At 44.3% G+C, this 25,144-nt stretch carries 23 protein-coding genes and 1 tRNA gene; 11 read left to right on the top strand and 13 right to left on the bottom strand.

Annotated elements, in window-relative coordinates; translation table 11 throughout:
* Positions 1 to 5 precede the first annotated feature (5 nt).
* From AC1XTG_RS12435 to AC1XTG_RS12415, 5 genes are read left to right on the top strand one after another with little or no spacing between them, the layout of a single operon-like run.
* The gene (locus AC1XTG_RS12435; RefSeq protein WP_200942724.1) at positions 6 to 1,247 is read left to right on the top strand and encodes a PP2C family protein-serine/threonine phosphatase; all 1,242 of its coding nucleotides are present in this window, start codon (positions 6 to 8) and stop codon (positions 1,245 to 1,247) included.
* Positions 1,228 to 2,043, top strand: coding sequence for a caspase family protein (locus AC1XTG_RS12430; protein WP_082489098.1), 816 nt, complete (start codon positions 1,228 to 1,230; stop codon positions 2,041 to 2,043). Before AC1XTG_RS12435 ends, AC1XTG_RS12430 begins: the two co-directional genes overlap by 20 nt.
* A gap of 29 nt (positions 2,044 to 2,072) precedes the next feature.
* Positions 2,073 to 2,648, top strand: a complete 576-nt coding sequence (locus tag AC1XTG_RS12425; protein WP_056281868.1) for a DUF4339 domain-containing protein — start codon at positions 2,073 to 2,075, stop codon at positions 2,646 to 2,648.
* 27 nt (positions 2,649 to 2,675) lie between these two features.
* A complete protein-coding gene (locus tag AC1XTG_RS12420; protein WP_056281872.1) occupies positions 2,676 to 4,145 on the top strand; it encodes a serine/threonine protein kinase in 1,470 nt (489 codons plus the stop codon).
* A 31-nt stretch (positions 4,146 to 4,176) separates the two neighbouring features.
* Positions 4,177 to 5,535 (top strand): serine/threonine protein kinase, encoded by a 1,359-nt coding sequence (locus AC1XTG_RS12415; protein ID WP_484842223.1) that lies wholly within the window; start codon positions 4,177 to 4,179, stop codon positions 5,533 to 5,535.
* Positions 5,536 to 6,250: 715 nt separating this feature from the next.
* Here AC1XTG_RS12415 and AC1XTG_RS12410 read toward each other — a convergent pair.
* The 3 genes from AC1XTG_RS12410 to AC1XTG_RS12400 all read right to left on the bottom strand — a co-directional run bounded on the left by AC1XTG_RS12410 (position 6,251) and on the right by AC1XTG_RS12400 (position 8,523).
* Entirely contained in the window at positions 6,251 to 6,967 is a 717-nt protein-coding gene (locus AC1XTG_RS12410; protein WP_056281882.1) for a hypothetical protein, read from the bottom strand.
* 39 nt (positions 6,968 to 7,006) lie between these two features.
* Positions 7,007 to 7,801 (bottom strand): sensor histidine kinase, encoded by a 795-nt coding sequence (locus AC1XTG_RS12405; RefSeq protein ID WP_056281885.1) that lies wholly within the window; start codon positions 7,799 to 7,801, stop codon positions 7,007 to 7,009.
* 173 nt (positions 7,802 to 7,974) lie between these two features.
* Positions 7,975 to 8,523 (bottom strand): DUF5655 domain-containing protein, encoded by a 549-nt coding sequence (locus AC1XTG_RS12400; RefSeq protein WP_484842222.1) that lies wholly within the window; start codon positions 8,521 to 8,523, stop codon positions 7,975 to 7,977.
* 126 nt (positions 8,524 to 8,649) lie between these two features.
* Here AC1XTG_RS12400 and AC1XTG_RS12395 point away from each other — a divergent pair, with 126 nt between their 5' ends.
* Together AC1XTG_RS12395 and AC1XTG_RS12390 are read left to right on the top strand one after the other, a co-directional pair.
* Positions 8,650 to 9,462 carry an SDR family oxidoreductase gene (locus AC1XTG_RS12395; RefSeq protein WP_229238584.1) on the top strand — a complete coding sequence of 271 codons (813 nt, stop codon included), beginning with the start codon at positions 8,650 to 8,652 and terminating at the stop codon, positions 9,460 to 9,462.
* Between the two features lie 53 nt (positions 9,463 to 9,515).
* Positions 9,516 to 10,427, top strand: coding sequence for a helix-turn-helix domain-containing protein (locus AC1XTG_RS12390; RefSeq protein WP_484842221.1), 912 nt, complete (start codon positions 9,516 to 9,518; stop codon positions 10,425 to 10,427).
* On the opposite strand, the gene AC1XTG_RS12385 is transcribed toward AC1XTG_RS12390, so the two are convergent.
* A complete protein-coding gene (locus AC1XTG_RS12385) occupies positions 10,424 to 11,458 on the bottom strand; it encodes a Fic family protein (protein ID WP_484842220.1) in 1,035 nt (344 codons plus the stop codon). The two genes, AC1XTG_RS12390 and AC1XTG_RS12385, sit on opposite strands and share 4 nt — an antisense overlap.
* A 220-nt stretch (positions 11,459 to 11,678) precedes the next feature.
* Positions 11,679 to 11,966 (bottom strand): hypothetical protein, encoded by a 288-nt coding sequence (locus tag AC1XTG_RS12380; RefSeq protein ID WP_484842219.1) that lies wholly within the window; start codon positions 11,964 to 11,966, stop codon positions 11,679 to 11,681.
* Between the two features lie 416 nt (positions 11,967 to 12,382).
* Between AC1XTG_RS12380 and AC1XTG_RS12375 the strand changes: the two genes are divergently transcribed.
* Positions 12,383 to 13,096, top strand: a complete 714-nt coding sequence (locus tag AC1XTG_RS12375; RefSeq protein WP_484842218.1) for a RipA family octameric membrane protein — start codon at positions 12,383 to 12,385, stop codon at positions 13,094 to 13,096.
* 13 nt (positions 13,097 to 13,109) lie between these two features.
* On the opposite strand, the gene AC1XTG_RS12370 is transcribed toward AC1XTG_RS12375, so the two are convergent.
* The 8 genes from AC1XTG_RS12370 to AC1XTG_RS12335 all read right to left on the bottom strand — a co-directional run bounded on the left by AC1XTG_RS12370 (position 13,110) and on the right by AC1XTG_RS12335 (position 22,178).
* The gene (locus AC1XTG_RS12370) at positions 13,110 to 14,393 is read right to left on the bottom strand and encodes an SIR2 family protein (protein WP_484842217.1); all 1,284 of its coding nucleotides are present in this window, start codon (positions 14,391 to 14,393) and stop codon (positions 13,110 to 13,112) included.
* Positions 14,390 to 16,141: a restriction endonuclease subunit S gene (locus tag AC1XTG_RS12365; protein ID WP_484842216.1), complete on the bottom strand. Its 1,752-nt coding sequence runs from the start codon at positions 16,139 to 16,141 to the stop codon at positions 14,390 to 14,392. Before AC1XTG_RS12365 ends, AC1XTG_RS12370 begins: the two co-directional genes overlap by 4 nt.
* A gap of 2 nt (positions 16,142 to 16,143) precedes the next feature.
* On the bottom strand, positions 16,144 to 17,619 hold the full coding sequence (locus AC1XTG_RS12360; protein WP_484842215.1) for a type I restriction-modification system subunit M: 1,476 nt from the start codon (positions 17,617 to 17,619) through the stop codon (positions 16,144 to 16,146).
* The gene (gene hsdR, locus AC1XTG_RS12355) at positions 17,616 to 19,961 is read right to left on the bottom strand and encodes an EcoAI/FtnUII family type I restriction enzme subunit R (RefSeq protein WP_484842214.1); all 2,346 of its coding nucleotides are present in this window, start codon (positions 19,959 to 19,961) and stop codon (positions 17,616 to 17,618) included. Before hsdR ends, AC1XTG_RS12360 begins: the two co-directional genes overlap by 4 nt.
* Before the next feature lie 134 nt (positions 19,962 to 20,095).
* Complete coding sequence (locus AC1XTG_RS12350; RefSeq protein ID WP_484842213.1) at positions 20,096 to 21,208, bottom strand: hypothetical protein; 1,113 nt, start codon at positions 21,206 to 21,208, stop codon at positions 20,096 to 20,098.
* A gap of 18 nt (positions 21,209 to 21,226) precedes the next feature.
* Positions 21,227 to 21,547, bottom strand: coding sequence for a nucleotidyltransferase family protein (locus AC1XTG_RS12345; RefSeq protein ID WP_484842212.1), 321 nt, complete (start codon positions 21,545 to 21,547; stop codon positions 21,227 to 21,229).
* Positions 21,544 to 21,966 (bottom strand): nucleotidyltransferase substrate binding protein, encoded by a 423-nt coding sequence (locus AC1XTG_RS12340; RefSeq protein WP_484842211.1) that lies wholly within the window; start codon positions 21,964 to 21,966, stop codon positions 21,544 to 21,546. Before AC1XTG_RS12340 ends, AC1XTG_RS12345 begins: the two co-directional genes overlap by 4 nt.
* A 127-nt stretch (positions 21,967 to 22,093) precedes the next feature.
* A tRNA-Ser gene (locus tag AC1XTG_RS12335) sits at positions 22,094 to 22,178 on the bottom strand.
* A gap of 183 nt (positions 22,179 to 22,361) precedes the next feature.
* On the opposite strand from AC1XTG_RS12335, the gene AC1XTG_RS12330 reads away from it, so the two are divergent.
* The 3 genes from AC1XTG_RS12330 (at position 22,362) to AC1XTG_RS12320 (ending at position 25,111) form a co-directional block, all read left to right on the top strand.
* Complete coding sequence (locus AC1XTG_RS12330; RefSeq protein WP_056281921.1) at positions 22,362 to 23,384, top strand: LLM class flavin-dependent oxidoreductase; 1,023 nt, start codon at positions 22,362 to 22,364, stop codon at positions 23,382 to 23,384.
* Positions 23,385 to 23,430: 46 nt separating this feature from the next.
* The gene (locus tag AC1XTG_RS12325; RefSeq protein WP_484842210.1) at positions 23,431 to 24,051 is read left to right on the top strand and encodes an RNA polymerase sigma-70 factor; all 621 of its coding nucleotides are present in this window, start codon (positions 23,431 to 23,433) and stop codon (positions 24,049 to 24,051) included.
* A gap of 82 nt (positions 24,052 to 24,133) precedes the next feature.
* The gene (locus tag AC1XTG_RS12320; protein ID WP_056281926.1) at positions 24,134 to 25,111 is read left to right on the top strand and encodes a FecR family protein; all 978 of its coding nucleotides are present in this window, start codon (positions 24,134 to 24,136) and stop codon (positions 25,109 to 25,111) included.
* Positions 25,112 to 25,144 lie beyond the last annotated feature (33 nt).

The following is a 25,144-nucleotide window of genomic DNA, read 5'->3' as shown; positions in this document are numbered from 1 at the left end:
TGCCCATGATGATGAATATTGAAATCTATCCACCCCTGGCATTGCACGAGATAGGGAAGCGGGAAAACAATGAAGATTCCATTCTTCCGGCAAAAGGATCGGCAATGGAAACACAGCGGCTGTTTCTGGTATGTGACGGAGTAGGCGGCAGTGCGAAAGGAGAGGAGGCCAGCAGGCTGGTATGCCAATCATTTGACCACAAATTGCAAGGTGGCAGCCGCGCTTCTAATCCAGCTGTAATTGCCGATGCCCTATACTATGCGGAAAAGGAAATTGACCGTTTCGTACTGGCTACCCCGGAAGCTGCCGGAATGGCTTCCACGCTCACCTTGCTCCATTTGCACGAGAATGGCGCCACGATCGCGCACGTGGGTGATAGTCGCGTATATCATATCCGTAAGCGTATGATCCGCTTTGTTACGAATGATCATAAATGGGTAAACAAACTGGTACTCTCGGGTGACCTGACGCCCGAAGAAGCATTGCATCACCCCCGGCGCAACGTGATCGACCGCGCTATTCAGGGGCACGGGCAGCGATCCACAGAAGCAGACGTTGTGCAGATTACCGACATCCGGGCAGGAGATTACTTTTTCCTTTGTACCGACGGTATCCTGGAAGGAATTGAGGAAGAGCAACTGGTGAATATCCTGGCAACCAATGCTGGTGATGCCGAGAAGCTAGGCGAAATCGAGTCGATTTGCTCGGCCAGTTCCACGGATAATTTCTCGGCATACCTGATCAGAATAAAGTCCGTAAGCGGCACAGCTGTGAAATGGACGCCGTCTGTAATGCCAGAAGAGAAAGCTTCCGACATCATCATGACCGAAGAGCGTGAGGGTGAATCCCGCGAAACGCTTGCCCGAACTTCCCAATCATCAATGCCAGATTCTGTCGCTGCGACTGCCGTTTCCGCATTTTCCAATGAAACTCCCCCGCTCGTACGACAGACTCGGCCAGTGAACCAGGAGGAAAAGGCTGGTATGGGGCTCGTCATGCCTATTGTCATTGCTTTGGTATGCGCGTTGCTGGTATTAGGCGGCTATTTCTTTTCAAAAAGCATTTTTGAGGGCAAAGAGGAGACAACAGTGGAGCAGAACAAACCTGCGAGACAAGGTATCCTGGATCCTGATGACAATCAGGAAGAGATGAAATCAGCAGAAAACCAGGCCGGCAAGCAAGGCGACGCCAAGCCTGCAAAAAAGCCCGACTCAAATAAGAAAGCGGATGAAACCGGCAAAAAATAAGGGACCGTATCTTACCCGACTGTTCTGCACTTTCTCTTTGCTGATATGTGCAAATGAAATGGCTTTCGGGGGAACAACCTATGCGGTGGTGGTCGCTATTGCCGACTACAAAAACTTTCGTCCACGTGAAGGTGACCTGACCTACACGGTATCCGACGCCACGAGGTTCTATAACTACCTCAGAAGTAATGCTGGTGGTAATATACCCACCAACCAGATGCGGTATATCACGAACGACAAGGCTTCCAAAGCCGAAATCATCAGCGCTGTTCAGTACATTTTTAAGTTCGCCAAATCAGGAGATAAGGTCATTTTCTACTTCTCGGGCCACGGTGACAAAGGGGCATTCCTTCCGTACGACACCAGGCCGGATGGACATCAAATGCTGCAACACAGTGAAATAAAGGAGCTTTTTAAAGCTTGTCGCGCCGGTACCAAAATCTGCATTGCCGATGCCTGCTACTCAGGTTCTATCACACGCAAGGACATTCAGCATCGTGTAGCTGACAAGGCCTCTAACCAGGCGGATAGTAACGTGGTGCTACTGATGTCGTCACGACCGGATGAGACTTCACTGGAGTCAGCCGAGTTGAAACAGGGATTGTTCAGCTACTATCTGATCAGGGGACTTCAGGGACATGCTGATACAGACCGCAACCGAAAAATCACCATCAAAGAACTGTTTGGGTATGTGCATAAAAATGTGTCAGCAGTAGCGGATAAGCGTTTTCGCTCGTCGCAGCATCCCATGGCACATGGAAGGTTTTCCAAAGAAATGATCATCACTGCCTATTAAATCAATCCATAATCAATAACCTGAATGCAATGAAGAAGTATTACATCATGAAAGGCGGCTCTCAGCTGGGACCGTATTCTGTTGAAGAAATGCATGCCTTCAACCTGCCGGCCGAAACCATGGTCTGGTATAATGAACTGGAGGTTTGGAAAATGCTGAAAGATGCACCTGAGCTCAGGCATCTTTCCGTAAAGCCGGATCAATCAAAAACGTTCTGGTATATCGGTGGGGCAGTGGCATTACTGCTGATGATCGGTGTGTTTGTGGCGTTCGGGAAAAAAGAGGGATCTCAGGAAGTAGCTGATCAATTGGCTTCAACATTCGCTTACGACTCCATGAAAGCCTGTAATGCAACAACCGGAAGTGATGCTACTTATCATGTCAAGGATTGGGAATGCAAGGACAAACGCTATACCATGGATGTTGAGGCAAGCTGGAAAGGTTCAACTTATGAAGGTAACAGTTGTCTGCACGTAGTACGCTGCAAGGTCATGGTCGACGAAGACGGGACCGACCGAGAGTTTGTTGTAAATGAAACCAATGCCTGTATGGAAGAGGATGCCCGTGGAGACTTCAATGTAAGGCGCTATCTCGGAAGAAATTAAACCAGAACACGTTTACCTCCTTACTCAATGAACCTTTTAAACACCCAAATCAGGGAATATACGCTCCTGAGAGAACTTTCACGCGGGACAAACAGCGTTGTATACTATGCCAAAAATCAGCTTGGCGCCGAAGTGGCCATCAAAGTAATGGAGGGCGATGCCAACCTGGATGTTGAAAACCTGCGGAAGCATTTTCGTCAGCAGGCCCAATTGCTGGTAGCTCTTAAACACGAATACATCACGCAAGTGTACGATTTTTACGAAGACGACCGCTGCGTGGCGATCATCATGGAATACCTGAATGGAGAAAGTCTGGAATCTTACATGGCTGCTCATCCGGTTACAGAGGTTGCCAAAGTGGTAAGGTGGTACAGTCAGGTTTTGCCTGCATTTGAAAAAGCGCATCAGATGGGAGTGGTTCATAGGGATGTTAATCCGTCCATGTTATTCGTAACCAAGTCGGGAAATATGAAGATCCTGAGCTTCGGTACGGCGAAGATCGTGCAAGACGCATTGGCGGAAAGTCTGGCCGGAGGCATGAAGACAATTATCAGGCCGGATGTACCCTACTACAAAAGTCCGGAGCTTATAACCCGACCTAAGTCTGCGGATCAGGGAACCGATATTTACTCGCTCGGGGTACTTTTTTACGTGCTGACTACCGGAGTAGAGCCTTATGATAAACAGAATCTGCTGGATGATATTATTTATAAGACAATACCCAAACCGCATTTTTATAGCCAGGAACTGTATGATGTTGTGGCCAGGGCAGCAGCAAAGCAACGCAAGGACCGGTTTGCCAACTGTCTCGAGTTTTTGGAAGCGCTGCAATCGGCAGGTGTAAATCACAATGAAAGCGGCCCTGGTCGGCGAATCAAGCATGAAAATACGTCAACCGGCTTTAAGCCCGGGAAGACGGAAATTATTCAGGAAGGTCCTCCCAAAAAGCCCGAATCAAGGTCGGGAAGTGCTACTGTGATAATCAATGATCATTCGACTTACAGCAATCAGTCAACACGGCAATCGTACCAGCAAAGCGCGGCTAATTCTACGTCTTCCAAAGATGTAGGCCCGCCTCCGATCGGAGCAGCTGCTAATGGAAGAGAGGGTTTCGAATTGGATGTTGGTAACGAAGTCTTCTCATTGTTACAAATGCGCACGGCGGCTATCCTGGGCGGCCCGGCGGTGTTCGGCTATTTTATGTCTGAAAATTTCAAAGTCTTCAAGGAGTATGATAAATCGTCGAAAACGATGACGATTGCGATTATTGCTACGCTGGCTTATTATCTGTTTTCGGCATTGAGCGAGACTTATCCGCTTTTTGGATTTTTGATCTTAGGTAGCTGGGGCTACATGTTCTGGCTGGCTAATGAGCAGGTCAGGGAGATCCGCACTTTTATTGATAAGGGAGGTAAATACAAGCCCATCGGAACAGTGCTGATTGCATATCTGGTCAACATTGCCATTATGATTTTAATCAGCTTGAAATTCAGTTAGTGATCCGACAAACACAATCCAGCTCATTCCTATGACATACATTAATACAAAGATCAAGGATTATACCATTGTCCGGGAGATTTCAACAAGTGGAGGCCAGGGGGCGGTGTATTATGCTACCAACAGCCTGGGTGCCGGGGTCGCAATCAAAATCCTCCATAAAAACCTTACTACCAACGAATCGTTTCGCAAGCACTTCAAGAAGGAGGCCGTCATCACTGCATCTATCGGACATGATCACATCGTGAGAGCACTGGATTTCTATGAAGATGGGGAAACGGTGGCGATCATTATGGAGTACCTCGAAGGTCAGGACCTGCAAAGTTACATGGAGCAGCAGGGTGAATCGCGGGTAGTGCCCATTCCGTTAGCTATGAAATGGTATGCACAAATCCTTCCTGCATTTGCACATGCGCATCAGAAAGGATTAGTACATCGCGATGTAAAGCCTTCCAATTTTTTTCTGACAACATCAGGTAATGTCAAAATACTTGACTTTGGAATTGCTAAAATCCTTGAAAGTGCAGAGTTGAATGGAGATGTTGCAGGCAGTCCAAGTGTGATGTCGCAAGCGGGCACGGCGTATTACAAGAGTAAGGAACATGTACTCCGTCCCGCGTCCGTAAACCACCTGACCGACGTGTACGCGCTGGGTTTGATGTTTTACATTATTACTACCGGCAAAGAACCATTTGACAGCGAGCAGATTACCGACGATATCCTCAACAAGGAGCTACCGCCGGTAGATGGGTATCCTCCGCGCCTGATGCAGGTCTTGCTAAGAGCAACTGCCAAAGACCGTGACAATCGATATCGTGACTGCCTTTCTTTCTTGCATGCATTAGAAACTGCAGTTGCAAATCCGGACGAAAACGTGGAAGAATATGACGACTTGAAAGAAAATATCAAACCACCACAGGAATCTACCAGGCAGCAGAACACGACTACGCCGCCACCGCCCGTCCCGCCACCACCTGTTGGTCCCAGATATGGCATTTATTCATCAGCGGCAGTCGCGTTCGCGGCATTTGTCGGCGGAGGTTTCGGTGCGGGTTATTTTCTTTCTCAAAACTCGAAACGTCTCGAAGGCGGACGGAACTCGGTGGCCTACCTGATGGGGTGCATTGTAGTGGTATTCACTGCTTACATGTTTTTAGTCAGGGACTTTGATGAAACGGATGTGTGGATGGTGTTTGTATTGATACAAGTGATGACCGCTATCATAGCCTTCGTGCTTGTGGAATCCGGCCAGAAAAAGCGAATTGAAGAGCATCTGAGAATGGGCGGCACCTTCGAGCCCCTATCCGGCATGATCGGTCTCCTCATTACATTCGCAATCATCAATATGACAGTCATCTTTTTCGGTGTAGCGATGATTTATTATACTTAGGGAGGCCTCACAATATTCCTGGTGATTTTTTATAGACTGATTTCTTCATTCCATTTGAAAGCATAAGTGCTATAATAAACATGAGGTATTCCAAAATGTTGAAACCTTGATTGATAACACGGAGCGATTTAAATAGTACGGTATCATGTTTTTGAAGGGCATTAAATATACCGTTCATAACGAATGTACCAGAATGATAGATTATGATAGAAAGGCAAATCCAGAAAATGGGGAGTTTATAAAAAGCGAGTGATAAATTGGGCTTTACTGAAAACATGACAACCATTGCCCATAGGATTAATAGCGAGCCCTCTATATTCAGGTTAAGACCTGGAAAATGGGTCCAGCCTGTTATATAATGGGAGGATATAAAACTGATGATACAGAATAAAATTATAGATAGATACGCCAGTCTTCGGAACTTTAATTGTTCAATCCATTGTGACAGAAACGCAATGACCAAGGTAAATTCAACTGGGATGTAAAAATGATAGAGGGTGTAAAGTGGGAAGTTCAATTTACCTCTATCAATATAGAAAACCAGAACTTCAACGAGTAGTGCCCACAAAAAAATATACCTGAATATCGTAAGCGATCGATCGTGAAGATAAACATAAAAAGAAATGCCGCAGCAAATTACAAGCAATAGCATGTAAACACGATAAAGAATATAAGCAACACATTCGATTGAAATATCCTGCGGCATAACTTTCGCCTATTTGAAAGATGAAAATTCTTTAATAACATCTTCGAAATTATCACTATCTCCCTTTAATTCTTTCATAGTACGCGGAGGGTTTGTTTCCGACTGCATCGTGTCCGCAACTTTGGATCCCTTTCTGTTCATTATTGATGTATTTTTTTTGCTTGCCGAGACACCGAGATCGTTACCGTCGATGTCCATTCCTACTGCAACGAGGGTTGTTTCACCAGGATTTTTAAGTTTATACTGCGTTTCATTATCAACCTCCTCCGGAAGAACGCCGCGAGCTTGATAAAAGCGTAGTCCCTCACACTTGGGTTGCGACAAGATCATCATCAACATTTCTTTTCCAATTTCAACAGCAACAATCCGGTTATCGAGCGAAATTTCAAGGCTATTCACCAGTTGATCGCTAATCGCAATGGCTTTATCGAGAAAATCTAATTCCTTTGTATCGGTATTTTCTTTGTCAGTACCATCTGAGTTCTCTTTCTTGCGTTGTCTCAACTCGTCCAATTCCTTTTTTAACCGTTTCAAGTCACTCTCTTCCTTGGCCAAATCTTCCCAATACTCATTGATTATCATGATGCTGGATTTGTCATGGAAGAAAGCTCCATAGCCCGTTACTTCACTATCATTAGCAAGTTTATACTCGATATCAATCTCTGACAGGGAGCCGGGAGAAGTGGAGGTTACCGCCCTTGTTTTAAGCACACGTTTTCTTTCCATGATTGTTTATGTTATACAGGTTTACAATAATTAAAAGTATCATTCAGAAATGGATAAATTTACCTGGGTTCCGGATCCTGGGCTTGATGTGATGGTGAATGCCGAATTGATCAACTCTGCTCGCCGCTGCATATTCCGCAGGCCAGCTCCTGATGCATTGAGATTTTTATTTTCATCATGCCCGGTACCAAAGCCTTTCCCATTATCAATAATAGATAGACTGAATCCCTTTTCATAAGACATAAGAACCTGAATGTAATTCGCTCCTGAATGTTTTAAAATATTATTGAAACACTCTTGTACAATGCGGAAGAGCATAATTTCTCTTTCATAGCCCAAAGAGACGTGGCTTCCGGAGACAATTAACTGCGTATCATATCTGCCGGTCCGCTTAATTCTTGCTAGTTCGTTCACGAGGCTTTGGTAAAGACCGAACTCCTTGACAAAGTCACCATCAAAACTCTTGGTAATCGCACGGAGATTTACAATTGATTTATCAATAACTACGAGGGCTTCATGAATATGCACCTCCTTCTCGGAGACCTCAGCAACTTCCTCCAAAATATCAAGATTAATTCGGGCTACTACAAGGAGCTGGCCAATGTCGTCATGCAATTCCTGCCCGACTTGTTGTAGTATGGCGTTTTGAATCTCAAATTGCGATTGCAATATCTCTCGCGCATATTCATTACGCAGATTGGATATTTCTAGCAAACTGTTCCGTTTTCTATTCTGATAACTTACAATCGCGACTATAACTACAATGGACAGAAACAAAATAAATAAAGAGCTTCCTACAACTGTAATTATAATTTCCCGGTCGGAGGCTTGCATATCTGAATGATCAATATATCCCAAGGTAATGTAAAATTCATCTTAGCGCAAGTTGATGTTACCTTTTGATATATACGTGTTAAATCAGCCCCTCTGCATTAGCTTTTCCGAAAGCTTCATTAAAGATGCTGTTGGCCAATATGAGAATGCTTTTGTCTCGTGTCATATTTCAATCAAACACTCACAGTCAGCGCCTGCTTCACCAAACTCATAATGTATTCCAGATTCGTAGTGTCATGCACTTTTATCTCATAATCCCCATTGCCCCAGGTTGCGACATTTGAAACATCCCTGGACAGATTTTTTGGACCATCCAATTGTCCTTTTTTTAGGTTAATCCACCATTTCAGACTTGTTTTCAAAACAAGCACATCAGCAAAAAATTTTCCTTTCACCGTAAACCCGATCACCATCTTTTGTGGCTTAACCTCAATATCAGGTCCAAGGTTAAGGATCGCATTCTTAAAAGTCTCATATAGCTCAATAGTCTCGTCGCTTTTACCAGACAAATGACCTTCTTCCGGGTAAGGTTTGGTTTCTTTTGCAAGCTTGCCAATTTGCCATACGCTTCGTTGTATTCCACAATGAAGTCCGCCCGGTAATCGAGCATCAGATTGAGATACGAAGATTTTGAATGTCCTTTTCGAGTTTAAAAGGTACTTCGCTGAGGGGAGAGAGGGCAGATTGATTGGTGGTGAAGATTTGCATGCAAGCGTTTTCAATAATTCTCTGTATAAATCACTTCCGGGTTCAAAACCGTAAAAAGTATACAACAACCCTGAATTCGTATGCATACCGGCCCCGTTTTCACCCCGACCTTTGATGCATCATTTTAAAAATCAGAGATCATGAAAACCATTTTAATTACAGGAGCAAGCAGCGGTATTGGTAAAGAAACTGCTAAGTTATTTCACGCCAAAGGCTGGAACGTTGTCGCTACCATGCGCAATCCGGAATCCGACATTGAACTAGGGGAATTAGAAAATATACTGGTTGCCAAACTGGACGTGCTTGATCCTTCCTCCATTGATCATGCTGTGAATGAAGGCATTGCCAGGTTCGGGCAGATTGATGTTTTGTTGAATAATGCCGGTTATGGCGCGTATGGTGTGCTTGAATCTTTTTCGAGGGAGCAGATCATTCGCCAGTTTGATACAAATGTGATCGGGTTGCTGGATGTGACAAGAGCTTTACTGCCGCATTTCCGCAGCAACAAAAGCGGGATTATTATCAATGTATCGTCGATTGGTGGCAAGATGAGCTTTCCACTCGGGACCTTGTATCACGGGACAAAATTCGCGGTCGAAGGCATTTCCGAATCGCTGAACTTTGAAGTGCAGGAGTTTGGCGGAAAGGTCAAAATCGTAGAGCCGGGCGCGATCGCTACCGATTTTACGGGCCGCTCGCTGGATTTCAGCAATGATGAAAGCATGACGGAATACCAGCTGATCATCGGTAAATTGCTGGCAGCAACGCAGGCCATGTTTGGAGACGCCTCCCCAGCGAGCGTTGTGGCCGGTGTGATTTTCGAAGCCGCCACCGACGGCACAGACCAACTGCGCTACACGGCGGGCGACGACGCAAAAGCCATTATTGCCCAGCGCCAGCAGGCCGACGACGCCACTTTTACCGGCATCATTAAATCCCAGTTCGGTTTGTAATTTAGAGATTATTTACGCCTCATTGTCAGCACAATGAGGGTATCTTTGTTTTTATGAGCACAAATATTCACCTGCACACCATCGAGGAACTGTTGAAATTTTTCAGGCTTGACCAGCCTGTGCACCACCCGCTCGTGGCGATCATCGATTTCAGCCAGGTTCGCGAGGCGGACATTGGGAATACCAAAATCTCGACAGATTTCTACACGCTGATTTACAAAACTTACAACCGGAATCACGTAAAATACGGGCGGAAGCTGGTCGATTTTACAAATGGAAGTTTGATCTGTCTGGCACCCAATCAGATACTGGAAATGGACGACGATACCGATGGATCATCGCAGCCATTGGGTTGGGGCCTGGGCTTCCATCCCGATCTGATCCGGGGCACGCCGCTGGGTGACAAAATGAAGAGTTACAGCTTTTTCTCCTACGAGGTTTCAGAAGCGCTGCATTTGTCGGAAAAGGAAAAGCAGATTTTGACGGACTGTGTTCAAAAAATCGAAGCTGAACTACACGAAAATATTGATGTGCACAGCCAGTCTATCCTCGTATCGGGCATTGAAATGCTGCTAAACTATTGCTCCCGGTTTTACGGCAGACAGTTCATCACCAGAAAAATCTCCAACAATGCGGTAATCGTGCAGGTGGAGAAGCTGCTCAACGAATATTTCAGCCTGGGAGACCTCAGCGAACGCGGCCTGCCGACGGTCAGATACCTGGCGGAACAGGTAAATTTATCGCCCAATTACCTGAGTGACCTCCTGAAAAAAGAAACCGGCAAAAACGCGCAGGACCATATCCACTATCACTTGATCGAGGAAGCCAAAAACATCCTTTTAAGCAGCAGCCGCTCAATTGGCGAAATCGCCTACGGCCTAGGCTTCGAATATCCCCAGTATTTCAATAAGCTCTTTAAACAAAAGACCGGGACGACACCGGTGGCGTTCAGGAATATGAATTAAAAATAGGTCTTCACCGCGAAGTTGAATTGGTCAATGAATATCTTTTTAAACGGGCTGATATTATTCTGCTCGTAAAAGATTAGCATTGCTTTTTTGTATTCAACTGCGTCGACGGTCCTGAAAGAGATTGGGCAGTGTTGGTGAGCAATCAGAATTGCATTACTGACAATGCGGGCTGTTCGTTTATTACCATCATTGAATGCCTGAATATATGACAGCAATACCAAGGCTAGCAGGGATTTTTCAAACACATTTTCTTTCCGGTTGATCAATCTGCACATATCTTGCAGCGCTTCCCTGATCTGGTGTTCATTGTCGAGCGGCTTATAGTTTGTCCCGGAAATACCTACACGCCTTCTCCTGATATTGCGGTCAACGTCAAGGTCCTTGATGAGAAGGCTATGGATATCTTCTATTCGCGCGATGGACAAAGGCACTACATAATCAGGGTTCTCCACAATGAAGTTGATCGCTTCTTTGTGATTCAACAACATGGTCGCATCATCCTTGGGCTTGCCGGCGGCAGTTTCTTTATCCTTTAATAAACGTTCGGTCTCCAGCAGCGAATAGGTATTACCTTCGATTTGTGAGGACTTCCAGCTTAGGTCAATAGCAAGCCTTTCCATTTCCTTACTGTAGGCGGCCGGGCTCATCTCGGCCACATTATTGCGGAACTCTTCTTGCAACTTTTGCAGGCGATTTGCTTCTTCGACCGTGAATAGATCTACATCCCAGAGTACTTCGGTGATCAACTGGAAATTGAAATCTTCCTGAATCTTTCGCTCGTCTATTTCCTGTTCGAAATAAGCAGCCATGTCCAGTTGACCAAAAAGCTTATTTGCCGGACTAACCACATACCTTGTCGCTCGCGTTTGACCCTCCACCAATAGCTGGCCCGTTTCAACCAGTGCGGCGATAGCTCTTTTGGTTGTCGCGAAAGAACCTCGGCCTACCGCTTTATGGATCTCAACTGAGGAGGATAAGGGATGATCCTTTACGAAATCAAGAATATCAGAATCTTTTCGTGACATGATTACGGCTCATTTTATAGAGAATTAAAGTTCAAATTTAATAGAAAATGAGCTATAATTTTAGCATGGATGAGCCGTAAACCAATTATAGCTCATAACTGATCCAATTACGGATCAATTTTCGATATTTTTGAGCTGATTTCTAACTAGTCATGAGCCATAATCATTTTGCTTCCGATGGAAAGACAAAAAAGGACTGTCGCCAACAGTCCTCCAATTCCTAAACTTTCGCCCCCATCTTCTCGAAGCCTTCCCAAAGTACCTTCAGATCAAAAAGTGCCGACTTTTCGGCCGCATCAAACGGAATATCCGAATGATACAGCGCCAGATCGTGGACCATTTTGAGCGAATGCGCCAGCTCCTTACAGCCCTGACATTCGACGAGATACCAAAACTCGGCTTGGGACTCCGTCAGCGGGTCGCCGACATTTGATGCGTGACGTGCATCATTCGTTGGGTTGACTGAATTTGCATTCGAGTCAACACCGTCTCCATTTGACGTTTGCATTGTTTAATGGATTTGGATGAAAAGAAAGGAGAAGTCACTGCAAACGTCAACAAAGCGAACTTTGGCAGGTCCCGGGACTTTCACCCGTCTGCTTCTCCAGTGCCATTTCTGGCCTGCGTTTTGGTTGTCTGTTCATAGAAATTTTGTTAATCGTTTGCGGGACAAATATAGGGGAAAGATTTGAACCGCGAAGGATCAGTGAATTATCGGTTCAGCTGTGTAGGCATGCTTAGAAATATAACCTATCAACACAAGAGATGCAGCCAAATTGCTGAAAGCTGTACATTACTACCAAGCTATGAAGTCATAGCAGATGTCTAAAGTGTAGCCAGACATGATATACAAACATGTAGCTGAAACCCTGGATTGTTTAAACTAATTTTTATCTTAACACTTTATCCCTCAAAGCTACCCTTATGTCAAAAAAAGAAAAGCAATCCGGACTGTCGGAAATTGCTGACATGAAAGAATTAAAAGAAAGGTTTTCAGGCAAAAGTATTGACACTGAGTGCAAACAATTTCGCGCTTATGAAAAAGCATGGGACGCCAGAAAGCATGAAATAGACAACTATTGGAAACGTGCCACATATTTCTGGGCGTTTCAGGTAGCCTCGCTGACCGCGTACTCGTTAATGATTAATTCCACGAACTATAATTCCAATCCTCGTAATCATCCGTTCACGCTTTTCTTTTCAATAGCGATCGGCTTTGTGACAGCGCTAGCCTGGCTTCTGACCAATAAGGGAAGTAAATTTTGGCAAAGGCATTGGGAAAAACAGATTGATATCCTAGAAGATGAAATTACTGGCCCATTGTACAAAACCGTCTACGCTTATAAATCGCCAAAAACTTTCTCCGTATCAAAAATCAATGAGATTGTTAGTGCCTTCTTTGTGACAATTTGGTTGTGCTTCGGAGTTAATTATTTTCTTGAAAATTTAACTTTTGCCAGGCCTTGGTCTCGGATCGCGTACGAGGAAATTATTATATCCATAGCCACGGCCTACTCTGCTTACTCCATGTTATTTGATTATGGCCGTGGAAGGTTCGGACCCGCAAAATTTAACTATTATCGCCGAAATGCTTTTAGTAAAAAAGAGTCTGACGTTAAACAAGATGGTACTAAGTGAATAGACGGTGTCTTTATTTAAGCAATCCGAGAAACTCGAGTATCCAATCAACCACAGTTTTAGGCGGTCTTTGCAGCTGTATTTCAGAAACCTCAGGATCAGAAGCGACTATTTTTGGCTTTTTAAACCCAATGGCGTGTCCTCGATACCGTATTTCGTTTTTAGCTAGCCGAAGGATTTGCTCCACATAATCATAGCTGCCTTTGGGAAACCAGATCGGAGTGATACCAAGGTTCAGCAAGTACGCGTTGCGATCAGACACTTCTGTTGCATCGTCGGGCATTGATTCAAGTGAAAAGTGCTGTGGTCTGTCTTTATCTTTCAACTCTTTTTTGACGGCCCGGAAAACTTCCATCGTCCTGTCACGGCTGAGACTACAGCCAAGGAACAACAAACTACTCGTACGGTAGTGAAAACTTAGAACCTTCGGAATTGCTTTGGATAGGTCTAATTCCCCTTCACCGTAGGCAAGATCATATTGATTTTTGCTAATAATGCAATTAGCCGGATGTCTGATGTCACCATGTATTTTAATAACTGTCGTTTTATCCACATCAAGCAAATCAAGGATATTGGAACTCTCGAGTAATTGAATTTCGTCGCTTCCACCTGTGTCGAAAGCTTGCTCGATCACATGGTCGTAATTTGTAGTGATGATTGTGTCTGTGAAAAGTTCTGTTAGGCGTAAAGTCGTCTGTGTTATCGCACCAGTTTTCGAAAACACATCTTTGATTTCCTGGATAAAAGCATCATGACGGTCTCTTGCCTCGATCTCCTCAATCACCGCCTCGTAAGCTCCTGCGTCTAGTAACTCCGCCACGTGATCCGGATCGAGACCTGATGTTCTACCTTGTTGTAAAAGATGCCCCTTCCAAGTCGGAAAACCACATTCAACTGAAATGCCCGCTCCTATGAAAGGTACTACTGCCCCTTCTCTTAAAGCTTCGATCAATTGCTCAAATCGTTCTGTATTTCGATCAAACCAATGGGCGTCATTAAAAGTAGCATTGATATAATCTTCGCCCAACACCTGATTCCTTCTTTCTATTCTAAAAACCTGAAACTCCTGCTTATATGCTCGGAGATCACCAGCGAACAATGCTTTACTTGGATTAGATAGGTCAGTGATCTGATACCGTATTTTAATATCGAGCCCTTCGTCACCGTCCAGCCATTCATTAAAGTCCGCGAAGTATTCATAAAAGTTATGGTAGCCCTTCTCACACCAATTGGTCTGTGTAAGGGAGGGTAGCGCGGCCGCTGGGCTGTCTGAATAGATCTTGTCTAAAACACTCATGTGTTTATACTTTCGATAATGGTCTTTGAAAGCATAGTTTGTAGTTCTTGACTCTTTGTAATTTTCAATGAAAGAGAATTACATATTCTAAAAAGTTCTTCAATTTTAGAAACGATTCGTTTTTGTTCCTCAATAGGGGGATAAGGAATCTCAAATTGTTCAAGGATGCGTTTACTCAACCCCTCACGATTTGCGCCTATTTGACGTCCCCATATCATATTTTGAATAAATGGTGACAGTATACAGTAGTGGAGAAAGGAAGTTGATTCTACGATTGTCGGACGAATTATGGTCACATGTTGGCTTACATTAGCAATTTCTGCGTAAAGAGGGAAAACGGTACTGCGACCAAGCGACCCTCCTGTGATATTAAGCAAAATGTCATTTGGGTAAACAATGGTATTAGACATTTTACTATTCGTCTCCTCATCAATGTAAACTACATCATCTAGTTGGAGGCCATCATTTCGTATATTTTGAGATCGAAGGAAAAGAATCCCTGAACTGGAATAAACATTATTGCCTCCTCGTGGTGTGCTACCGGAGCCAATTTTATTCGCTATGTTTCCTAATTTCACCCACCTCCAACTCTCAGGTATCACGTGCGGTTGATCTTGGTCTCTAACGTCTTCCAACTCGACTTGCTTTTTGATCTTTCCTTCCATTTCTAGCCTTTGCTTCTCTGCTTTGATTTTTCTAAGCAGTTGGCTCGCGGAAACCTCTATCGAATTTTGCTTTACCAATTTTCCCATCACAGCCAATTGCAGGATTGTCTGTCTTAACTGTTCAACACTATCTTCAGTACAAAACAAGGTATCAAAATGTTCTGACAGTCTATTCCATGACTCTTGCAGTTCATCAGCATCAGCTGCGTTGGTAAGAGAAGCCAACAATGTTCTTACTAATGCTTGATGTGTAAATAGGTTTTTGGTTTGCTGGTTCTCCAACTCATCACATAAGGACATTAGTTCGTTGACTTTGGCAACAATGCGTTTTTGCTCTTCGATAGGCGGAAGTGGCACCGATAATTCTGCTACAAGGCCCATATTCAACCCTCTGCGTTGATTTTGGCCCGTTATTTCCCTTATTTCATAATAACGGTATTTTAAGGCGATAAAAAGGAATGAAGAATCAATCACTGATTGACTAAATGGAACTATACCAACTAATGACTGATTACAGGCAGCTCTCGTTTTAAGCAGCGCAACAGAAGCTCTGGTTTTCCCTTGCCCGTTTAATGCTATAAGCACAGTATCGGTAGGTAATATTTTACAGTTGCTATTCTTAAGACCTTCCTCGGTTATTCTCCCCTGGCAATCTTGGATTACACCTTGATTAATGTCTCCGGATACCAACCATTTAATATCGCCTCCATAATATTCAGGATTTCCAGTACTAGGTGTAGCTCCGGTTTGCAAATCACATAACTCTCCGATCCTTTTCCATTTCCAAGATTTTTGAATCGGAAACTCATTTATCAGTGGAGAGTTGAATTTTTGTTCTTTAACTGTTTTTCCTTGTTTGATGTAATATTGTTTACGAGCAATAACAAGCTCGTCTTCTATTGAATCTTTTAAGTAAGCGGCGTTCTCACTAAATCTACCACCAAGTGCTAATCCAAGAATTAATTGCTTCAAAGATAAAATCCCCTCAATACTTATATTACTAATGCTATTTGTCCTACCCTTAGATTTTACCCCTTGTGCATTGGTCCAAATTTCAAATCCATTTAAAATGCTATCTCCCATGCTCAACCCTGATTAGATAGTGCTTCTGCTAAAATAGCTTTTAACTGGTTGCGTAGGTCTGAAATACCTTGTTGTTCACGGTAATATTGAGCTAGCAGTTCATCTGGGTCATGGCTTACTTGTTCACCTATATGTGGATTTTTAAAGTCAAGGTTGTAATTCCTGGAGACAACATCTTCTGACGAAACTTTCCATGCCTGTCCATTTTCAACTCTTGCCGCAAATCCATCTTCTTCCGTGCCCCACCAACTAATTTCTGTTGCGAATTCTTCAAAAAGCATAGGGCGTGTTTTATTATAGTTTGTAATTCCCTCGGGGTAAGGGTGCTCGTAAAACCAAATGTGCTCCGTCGGTGTGCCCTTCGTGAAGAACAAGATATTCGTTCTGATTCCTGTGTAGGGATTGAAAACTCCATTCGGGAGGCGAACAATGGTATGGAGGTTACACTCAGTTAATAATTTTTCCTTTAACCGAGTCTGTACACCCTCTCCAAACAAAAAACCGTCAGGTAACACTATTGCTGCACGTCCTTCATTTTTTAGGATGTGAATTATCAGCGTCATAAATAGATTTGCTGTTTCTCGGGTTCGGAATGCTGAGGGAAAGTTATTTTCGATGCCGTCTTCTTCCATCCCACCAAATGGAGGGTTTGTCACCACCACGTTTACTCGGTCAGAATTCGAATAATCACGAAGGGGCCGGGAGAGTGTATTGTCGTGTCTTACATTTATTGGAACATCTATGCCGTGCAAAATCATGTTCGTAGTGCAAAGCATATGAGGCAATGTTTTTTTCTCTACTCCAAAGATTGTTTTTTGTAGCACTTCCTCATCTGCCGCCGATTTTACAAAATGTTCGCGCTTGTATTCAATCACGTTGGTCAAAAAACCGCCGGTGCCACAGGCTGGATCTAACACAGTTTCATCTAATTTAGGAGCGATCCGGTTGACTATAAACGTTGTCACAGCACGAGGCGTGTAAAACTCTCCTGCATTCCCCGCACTTTGCAGATCCTTTAAAATTTGCTCATAGATGCTGCCAAACGTGTGGCGGTCACCGGAAGCATTGAAATCAATTTCACATATTTTGTTGATCACCTGCCGAAGCAAAGTGCCTGACTTCATGTAATTATATGCGTCCTCAAATACATTTTTGATAACTAACGCGCGCTGGTTATTTTCTCCTTCGGTTTTCAGGCCAGTTTTAAATGTAGGAAACAATTCGTTGTTCACGAAGTTTAGAAGATCTTCCCCCGTAATGCCCTCTTTGTTTTTAGCCCAATTCCGCCAACGCAGTTTTTCTGGTAGCGGGGATTGATAATCATCTTCTGTTAATTCAAGTTCATCCTCTCTATCATCTACAATTTTTAAGAAAAACAGCCAAACCAATTGACTAATGCGTTGTGCGTCTCCATCCACACCAACATCTTTACGCATTATATCCTGAATGGATTTAATAATCCCCGAAACGTTACTCATGCTACTGATTCTTGTTTAAATAACTCGTTTTCTAACTCTTTTACTGCTTGTTCGTATTTTTCTTTTCCACCAAATATCTGTTTGATTATCTCAAGAGGAGTTCCAATATCGCTGAATGGTTTAAGTTTAAGCACCTTTGGGTTTTCGATACTGGAAACTCCTTTGTCAGCATACATGTCCAGCAGGCCATCTAAAACCTTCCTTGCCTGGTCGCCATACTTTGTAAAATAGTCACGCTTTTTTACATTGTTTGTTCTTTCCGCTCTAGTCAAAGGTGGCTGCCCAAAAGCCACGTGACATATCAAATCGAAATCACTGAAATCTTTGCCAACTAATTCAGCAAGACTCTCTAAATAAACTCCGTGTTCCTCTAACAGTTCAATAATTGCCTGTTTTTTATCAGCGTCATTCCACTTTGTCAAGAAATCGTTCAACGATTTAAATTCTTCTAAAACTCGGCTCTTACTAAAATCCCTATAAGATTCTGTGATTAGCTTGCCGTCGTCGCCCAGATACTCAATGCGCTCATTGATGATGTTCGCTTGAACACCACTTACAACAATTTTCCGTCTTCCATCACCATCGGGCTCTGGCCTGTCCTCATCTTCATTATCGTCATCTGGATCTGGATCTGGTGGTACTGGATCACCATCAGGTTCAGGCTCATAGATAACAACCGGGTCGCCATCAAATACGGGATCACTAAAATGCTCAGTCGCTTTTTTGAAATCCATAATGGTGAAAAAGAACTTGTTGTGCTCTTCATCAATACGGGTTCCACGACCAATTATTTGCTTAAAAGTGGTCATGGAATTAATGGTTTTATCAAGGACAATCAGCTTGCAGGTCTTGGCATCAATTCCTGTTGTCATCAAATCTGAGGTTGTCGCAACTACTGGAAATTTGCTCTCAGGATCAATAAAATTATCGAGCTCATTTTTCCCTTCAATACTATCACCAGTAATGCGCATCACATATTTTGGGTTATCCGTAGCTAGCTTGCCAGCAGCATTTACGATTGCCTTACGCATTCTTTCAGCATGGTCAATATCCTCGCAAAAGATGATAGTCTTTGAATAAGGATCAGTTGCTTTGAGCAATTGCATGACTCGTTGCGCAACCAATTTTGTCCGTTGGTTGAGCACCAGAAGTCTGTCCATGTCAGATTGGTTGTAAATCCGGCTTTCTATTTCAGTTCCAAGATCATCTGTCATTCCAGCGGGTGGTACCCAGCCATTAACATCCTTATCAATGTCAATTTTAACAACTTTATAAGGTGCCAAAAAACCATCCTGAATTCCTTGCCTTAAACTATAAGAATACACAGGTGTACCGAAGTATGTAATGTTAGAAGCATATTCCGTTTCCCTTGGCGTAGCGGTTAACCCGATTTGGATAGCATTCTTAAAATACTCAAGAATTTCACGCCATGAAGAATCCTCTGCCGCACTACCTCTATGACATTCGTCGACAACAATAAGATCAAAAAAGTCACGGGAGACACTTTTGTAAATCTTATCTACTTCATCAGGCCCTGTCATCGCCTGATAAAGCCCTAAATGAATTTCATATGACGGATCGATCTTCCGGTTCCTTATTTTGGTCATAACTGACCCAAATGGCTTGAAGTCGTTTACCAATGTCTGATCTGCTAGGATATTTCTATCAACAAGAAACAAAATTCGCTTTACAGCTTTCGCTTTCCACAACCTCCAAATTATCTGAAATGTGGTGTATGTTTTACCAGTCCCGGTAGCCATAACAAGCAAAATCCGCTTGTCCCCTCGTGCAACTGCCTCAATTGTCCTATTTATAGCTTCTACTTGATAGTATCGAGGCTCTTTGTTTGAACCATCAGAATAATATGGCTGCAAAACAAGGTGCTCTTCATCGTCCTTAATATTGTGTAGCTTCTTGTACCGCTTCCATAATGCCATTGGATTAGGAAAATGCTCAAGTGCAAATTCGATTTCTGTATCCTCCCCATTTTCTGGAACCTTATTATGCGAAGCAAATGCATCTCCATTCGAACTAAAAGCACTCGGAACGCCCAATATGTCAGCGTAGCCTAATGCTTGCTGCATTCCATGACTTACACTAAATGTATTATCTTTTGCCTCAACCACGGCAACCCTTGTCCCAGGTTTCCATGACAATACATAGTCCGCGAACTTTTTCTTTTTCTTATTTCTTGCTGACATTTCCCCGCGCACAATCACGGGTCCCGGAGTAAGAGTCACCTGTGTTCTTATTTGAGTATGCAAATCCCAACCAGCACCTGTAATTGCAGGAGTGATGAACATATTTTCTATATCCCGTTCGCTTAGTTCCTTTTTATCCATATTGATTTGCTACTAGGCATTTCGAATGTTGAGCTTTTTCAAGTACAAGTTAAAATATCAGAAAAATATTGATTTGGATTGCACTTAATTAATAGTACATCGAGTAGAGCAACCTCAACGCCTGATCTACTGAACTAATCTAAATCCCCCGCCCGCTCCTGATACTCATCCAACACCTTATCATTCATATACTCAAGCCTCTTCTCCAAAGACAATTCTGTAACCGCTTCATAGGAAATGAAAGTGCAAGACTCTTTCAAAGGCCCTTTCTCTAAAAGCGCGAAAACTGGCCGGGAGATTTCTTGCAGCACCTTTTCGCGCCGCTCGGCTGGGGCTACGATGTGGGCACTGATGTCAAGATTGGGTTGCAAGGCCATGAGATCGGCCATTCGGAGGATGCCGGAATAGATGGAAGTCGTATGTTCCACTTCAAAAGCACGAACGATCGACCGGCCTTTGATCCAGAGTACATCGATATTTTCAATGGTCCGAAGCGTGATGGTATCATAATTCAATGGCAGCGTGGTAAGGAGTGAGTCGGTTTCTGGTTTCCAAACTGCCAGGACTCTTTGCCTGTCACTTTTCGGCAGCCAGATTTTCAACTTCATTCTTTCGCCAATTCTGGATAGCATGGCCTGCACCCGGATCGACTCGCGCACATCCTCTTTTTCAGACTTCGGAGAAAATTCCTGCTCTTCCTTCGTCGGTACCGACACTTCGACTTCCTTACTTTCCTGCGTTTTAACGGTCAACGTGACCAGCTTCCGGCTATCACTTTCACTGAGCGGAAAACGCTTGGGAGTTGACAGTTGTCTTTTTAAATAGGATTCGATCCAATTCCCATCCTCCTCTTCAAAACGGCGTAAGTTTCCCCGCACCATATTGGTCCAGGCTACGCTCTTTTTGGGCAAGTTTTTAGTAAAAGAAAGGCTGGTCCAACATTCTTCATCATCTACCGGCAGTGCCTGATCGAGCGGAAGCCAGACGATTTCTTTAACCGGGAACCGCAGTGTATAAATATCATCCTCTGAGCTGTAAACTGGCGTATCGCTGATAAAGTAGTCTCCCGTAACTTCCAGGATACCAACCCAGCGGGATAACTTTGTCACATAAGCAATGAGTTTGTCACCTTTTTTGATAGCATTTGCCTGCATTTTTTGCGACTCACGAAATCCGGAAATCGATCGCTCGGTTTCAGTGAATGTCTGGTAGGTGTCGGGAGAGAAGAGGGTGATGTAGTATGCCATTTGCGTTTTTAAAACCTTTTATGTGCTGGTCGTCGATTCGCTTTCGAAGAAAATTACCCCAATCCGATCAATATGACTAATTAATTCATGATTTTCAATCTGATGATAAGCCCCCAGATCAATTTTATAGGGAAGCATCAAATCATCCAGCTCAATTTCAATCTTGAATATCAGCGATAAATCCAGCTCGGCGCCCACCAGCACCAGATCGATGTCAGAGCCGTTTCGGTAAGTTCCTTTTGCGCGGGATCCGTATAGAATGGCACGGTCTATTTGGGGATATCTGGCAAAGACGCCTTGAATGGCGTTTATCGTTTTTTCTGATAATCCGTACATCATTCTTCGTTGGCTTTGATCGCCTCCATTGTTTCCTGAAATGCTACGAAAAGCGGATAAAACTCGCTAACGATATTTTTGTAAATCTCCTCTGATATTTCTTCGTTGTAAGTGTGGCTGGTGAGGTTCCTGTTCTTAATCATTTCCATCCAATGATCGCCGTCTGTGATCAGGTCGGCACTGAAAGCCTGGCGGGTTGCATCCCTCGAACCTCTGATTTCTGAATTGCCCTGATAAATAAAGAAGTCCTGCATCACCTTCCAGGCCAGTTCGTGGGTGTACTCAAACGCTTGTATTGTTCCTTGCTTTTCAAGCTCGCTCAGCTCACGCTCAGAATCCAGTTGCACTGCTTCGCCAAGTTTTGCAAGTGCTTTTTTGTAGTTCTCAAAGCGCTGCTCCCAACGGATGTCCTGCTCTTTCATAGGTTCGTGGTTTTGCCATATTCAAGATAAGCTAACCATTCCAACTCATTACTTGGGATTTCGTGGCAGCTTTAAAAGCAAAAAACCCCGCTCAAAGCGAGGTTTTGTGACTCTTTCAATAAAATTGCAGAGAGAGAGGGATTCGAACCCCCGGACCTGTAACAGTCAACGGTTTTCAAGACCGTCGCAATCGACCACTCTGCCATCTCTCTAAAATGTTTCGGCGTATCCGAAACGTGGTGCAAAAATAGGAACAAAATCTTTAAGCGCAAGATTTGGGATAAAAATTTTTGAAAGTTATACGTTTTGCCACCACTTACATCTGTCACCAAAAAGGAACTCAGAATGCATTAAAATGTTTTTTATGAATAGCAATCTTACAGTTAGTAATCGACATGGCAGACAAACTCATTCAGGATATACCTTTTTCCATTCTTGATCTTGCGCCGATCACGGAAGGGAATAATGCAGCAATCACTTTCAAAAACAGCCTCCGGCTCGCGCAGCGTGTTGAGGAACTGGGATATAAAAGATACTGGCTCGCTGAGCACCACAATATGGCGAGTGTTGCGAGTTCGGCGACGTCCGTGCTGATCGGCTACATTGCCGGCGGCACAAAAACGATCCGCGTCGGCAGCGGTGGCATTATGTTACCCAACCACGCGCCGCTGGTTGTGGCCGAGCAGTTCGGTACCCTCGCGTCGCTGTACCCCGACCGCATTGACCTCGGACTGGGCCGTGCCCCGGGAACAGACCAGGTTACTGCCCGCGCGCTGAGACGCAATTACATGGAATCCGCGCAGGATTTTCCGGATGATGTGATCGCATTGCAAACCTACTTTTCAGCAGAGAACAGCAACTCCAAAGTACGCGCCATTCCCGGCGAAGGTCTGGATATTCCGATATGGATTCTAGGTTCAAGTACGGATAGTGCGAGGCTGGCGGCGCATCTGGGACTCCCTTATGCATTTGCAAGCCACTTTGCGCCAACGCAGTTTATGACCGCCATTGAACTCTACCGCCGCAATTTCAGGCCGTCGAAATACCTCACGCAGCCTTATGTAATGGCCTGTGTCAATGTGATCGCCGGAGATACCACCCAGGAAGCCGAGCGGCTTGCGACTTCTTTCTTTCAGCTAGCTACGGGCATTATCACGGGCAAGCGCCGGCCTTTGCAACCTCCTGTTGATAGTATGGACGGACTTTGGGGAGAATACGAAGAAGCCGCTGTGCGGGAGATGATGAAATACACATTCATCGGCGACAGAAAAAAGATCGGCAGCGATCTGGCGTACTTTCAGAAACATACCCAGCTCGACGAGCTGATGGTCACCAGCCACATCTACGATCCCGAAGCGCGGATCCACAGTTATGAAATTTTAAAAAGCGTACAGAATGAAAGTGTGCTCAGCGCTTGATTTATTCCTCAAAACACATTGTCGTTATTTCGCATAATTTTGGTAATTGCAGTCCGTAAATTACCACGTCATTAATCCAGAGAACCCTCACCGGCAAGAAGAAGAAGAGTTGCTTAACCGTTTGCGGCAGAGCGACAGGAATGCTTTTGCCGAGCTATACAGGAAGTACTGGCGACGGCTGTTCGATTCCGCTTACAAGCGACTGCTCCTGCGGGAGGAATGTGAGGAGATTATCCAGGAAATTTTCGTTGACATCTGGGAAAAAAGGGAAACGCTGATCATCACCGTTTCCCTGGAAGCCTATCTTTTCGGGGCACTTCGCTACCGTATTTACAACCTGATCCGTTCGAGAAAAATCCGGAATGCGTATCTGGACCACCTCACCAATACGCAGGAGGTTGAACAAAACTATATTGAAGACAGCCTGTATTACGAAGAGCTTGCCGGGGCTTTGGCGAAAAGCATTGAAAATTTACCTGAAAAGATCAGAAAAGTATATCAGCTCAGTCGTCGTGAAAACCTTAGTTACAAGGAAATTTCAGTCCGGCTGAACATTCCTCTCGATACCGTAGAGAAGCAGATGGGCAAGGCGATCAGGATTATCCGGGCCAATCTGAAAGATTTTACATTGTTGCTGATCTTGCTGGCAGAGCGTGGTTTTAAATGAGGTATCAGAAAAAAAGAATGCATTGAATGACGGAAGTCAATCCTGAGTGTTACTAGTAACTATTAAAGAAGTTTGATCATCAATGGACAGGGAGCGGTTACAATACTTATTGGAAAGAGAAAGGGGAGGGGCGGCTTCCGTTGAAGAGCGCGCGGAGCTGGAAGCATGGTACCTGAGTTACGAAAGTCAGCCTGATTTTACGAAACGCCTTTCAGAAAGGGCCTTGCCGGCATTGGAAGCAAGCATATTTGAACGAATTGAAAGTGCTCTGGAGCAGGAAAGTCCATCGCTGATCCAACCGGGAAGAAGAACGCTTTATGCAGGAATGCTGCGGATAGCGGCTTCTGTTCTGCTTGTTGTACTGGCTGGCGCCGGCATATACTTTTATCTGAGCCGGGCTGAAATGGTGCGGGAACAAACGGGTTATGGCGAAGTGCGTAAAGTAATGCTCCCCGACGGTTCGGAAGTGACCCTGAATGGTAACTCGGAAATCACCTATCTTTCCAACTGGGGGAATGAGCAGCTTCGCGAAATTAACCTGAAAGGGGAGGCTTACTTCAAAGTAACCCACACCAGCGACAATCGTAAATTCCGTGTCCGTACCGCGAAGGATTTTAGCCTTGATGTACTCGGAACGCAGTTTACCGTGGCCAGCAGAAAAAGCGGCACGCGCATTGTGCTCGCCCAGGGGAAGGTACAATGCAATCTGAACGCTGCTGAAAACGAGACGCTCATTATGAAACCCGGAGAAATGGTGAAGTTTACCGGTAACCCTTCCGATTATGTACGCAAAAACGTGCAAGCCTTCGAGTATTCAGCCTGGAAAGAGCATAAGCTGATTTTCAACAACACTACTCTTGAAGAAGTGTCACAGATATTGGAAGACACTTACGATTTCAAAATAAATGCAGAAACCCCCGAGCTGTTGACGCGCAAAATCACAGGCTCTGTGCCAACAGACAACATTGAGATACTTATCCAGGGTATCGCCGAAGCTTCGGGCGTAATCATCGCTCAGAACGGCAAGGAACTAACAATTACAAACAGGAAAAGGCAATAAACACAGTCAGTACGCAAATTCTGTTTGCGAAAA

The organism is Dyadobacter sp. HNCC25DJ183 (genome assembly GCF_056895175.1).
The sequence above is the reverse complement of the archived record's forward strand: the minus strand, read 5'-3'. Positions and strand labels throughout refer to the sequence as shown.

Coding starts and splice junctions, on each gene's coding strand:
- AC1XTG_RS12385 (WP_484842220.1), bottom strand. CDS start 11,458: ATGTCACGAAAAGATTCTGATATTCTTGATTTCGTAAAGGATCATCCC.
- AC1XTG_RS12320 (WP_056281926.1), top strand. CDS start 24,134: ATGGACAGGGAGCGGTTACAATACTTATTGGAAAGAGAAAGGGGAGGG.
- AC1XTG_RS12370 (WP_484842217.1), bottom strand. CDS start 14,393: ATGAGTGTTTTAGACAAGATCTATTCAGACAGCCCAGCGGCCGCGCTA.
- AC1XTG_RS12405 (WP_056281885.1), bottom strand. CDS start 7,801: ATGCAAGCCTCCGACCGGGAAATTATAATTACAGTTGTAGGAAGCTCT.
- AC1XTG_RS12350 (WP_484842213.1), bottom strand. CDS start 21,208: ATGGCATACTACATCACCCTCTTCTCTCCCGACACCTACCAGACATTC.
- AC1XTG_RS12360 (WP_484842215.1), bottom strand. CDS start 17,619: ATGAGTAACGTTTCGGGGATTATTAAATCCATTCAGGATATAATGCGT.
- AC1XTG_RS12425 (WP_056281868.1), top strand. CDS start 2,073: ATGAAGAAGTATTACATCATGAAAGGCGGCTCTCAGCTGGGACCGTAT.
- AC1XTG_RS12435 (WP_200942724.1), top strand. CDS start 6: ATGATGATGAATATTGAAATCTATCCACCCCTGGCATTGCACGAGATA.
- AC1XTG_RS12375 (WP_484842218.1), top strand. CDS start 12,383: ATGTCAAAAAAAGAAAAGCAATCCGGACTGTCGGAAATTGCTGACATG.
- AC1XTG_RS12365 (WP_484842216.1), bottom strand. CDS start 16,141: ATGGGAGATAGCATTTTAAATGGATTTGAAATTTGGACCAATGCACAA.
- AC1XTG_RS12390 (WP_484842221.1), top strand. CDS start 9,516: ATGAGCACAAATATTCACCTGCACACCATCGAGGAACTGTTGAAATTT.
- AC1XTG_RS12410 (WP_056281882.1), bottom strand. CDS start 6,967: ATGGAAAGAAAACGTGTGCTTAAAACAAGGGCGGTAACCTCCACTTCT.
- AC1XTG_RS12330 (WP_056281921.1), top strand. CDS start 22,362: ATGGCAGACAAACTCATTCAGGATATACCTTTTTCCATTCTTGATCTT.
- AC1XTG_RS12380 (WP_484842219.1), bottom strand. CDS start 11,966: ATGCAAACGTCAAATGGAGACGGTGTTGACTCGAATGCAAATTCAGTC.
- AC1XTG_RS12420 (WP_056281872.1), top strand. CDS start 2,676: ATGAACCTTTTAAACACCCAAATCAGGGAATATACGCTCCTGAGAGAA.
- AC1XTG_RS12415 (WP_484842223.1), top strand. CDS start 4,177: ATGACATACATTAATACAAAGATCAAGGATTATACCATTGTCCGGGAG.
- hsdR (WP_484842214.1), bottom strand. CDS start 19,961: ATGGATAAAAAGGAACTAAGCGAACGGGATATAGAAAATATGTTCATC.
- AC1XTG_RS12395 (WP_229238584.1), top strand. CDS start 8,650: ATGAAAACCATTTTAATTACAGGAGCAAGCAGCGGTATTGGTAAAGAA.
- AC1XTG_RS12345 (WP_484842212.1), bottom strand. CDS start 21,547: ATGATGTACGGATTATCAGAAAAAACGATAAACGCCATTCAAGGCGTC.
- AC1XTG_RS12430 (WP_082489098.1), top strand. CDS start 1,228: ATGAAACCGGCAAAAAATAAGGGACCGTATCTTACCCGACTGTTCTGC.
- AC1XTG_RS12340 (WP_484842211.1), bottom strand. CDS start 21,966: ATGAAAGAGCAGGACATCCGTTGGGAGCAGCGCTTTGAGAACTACAAA.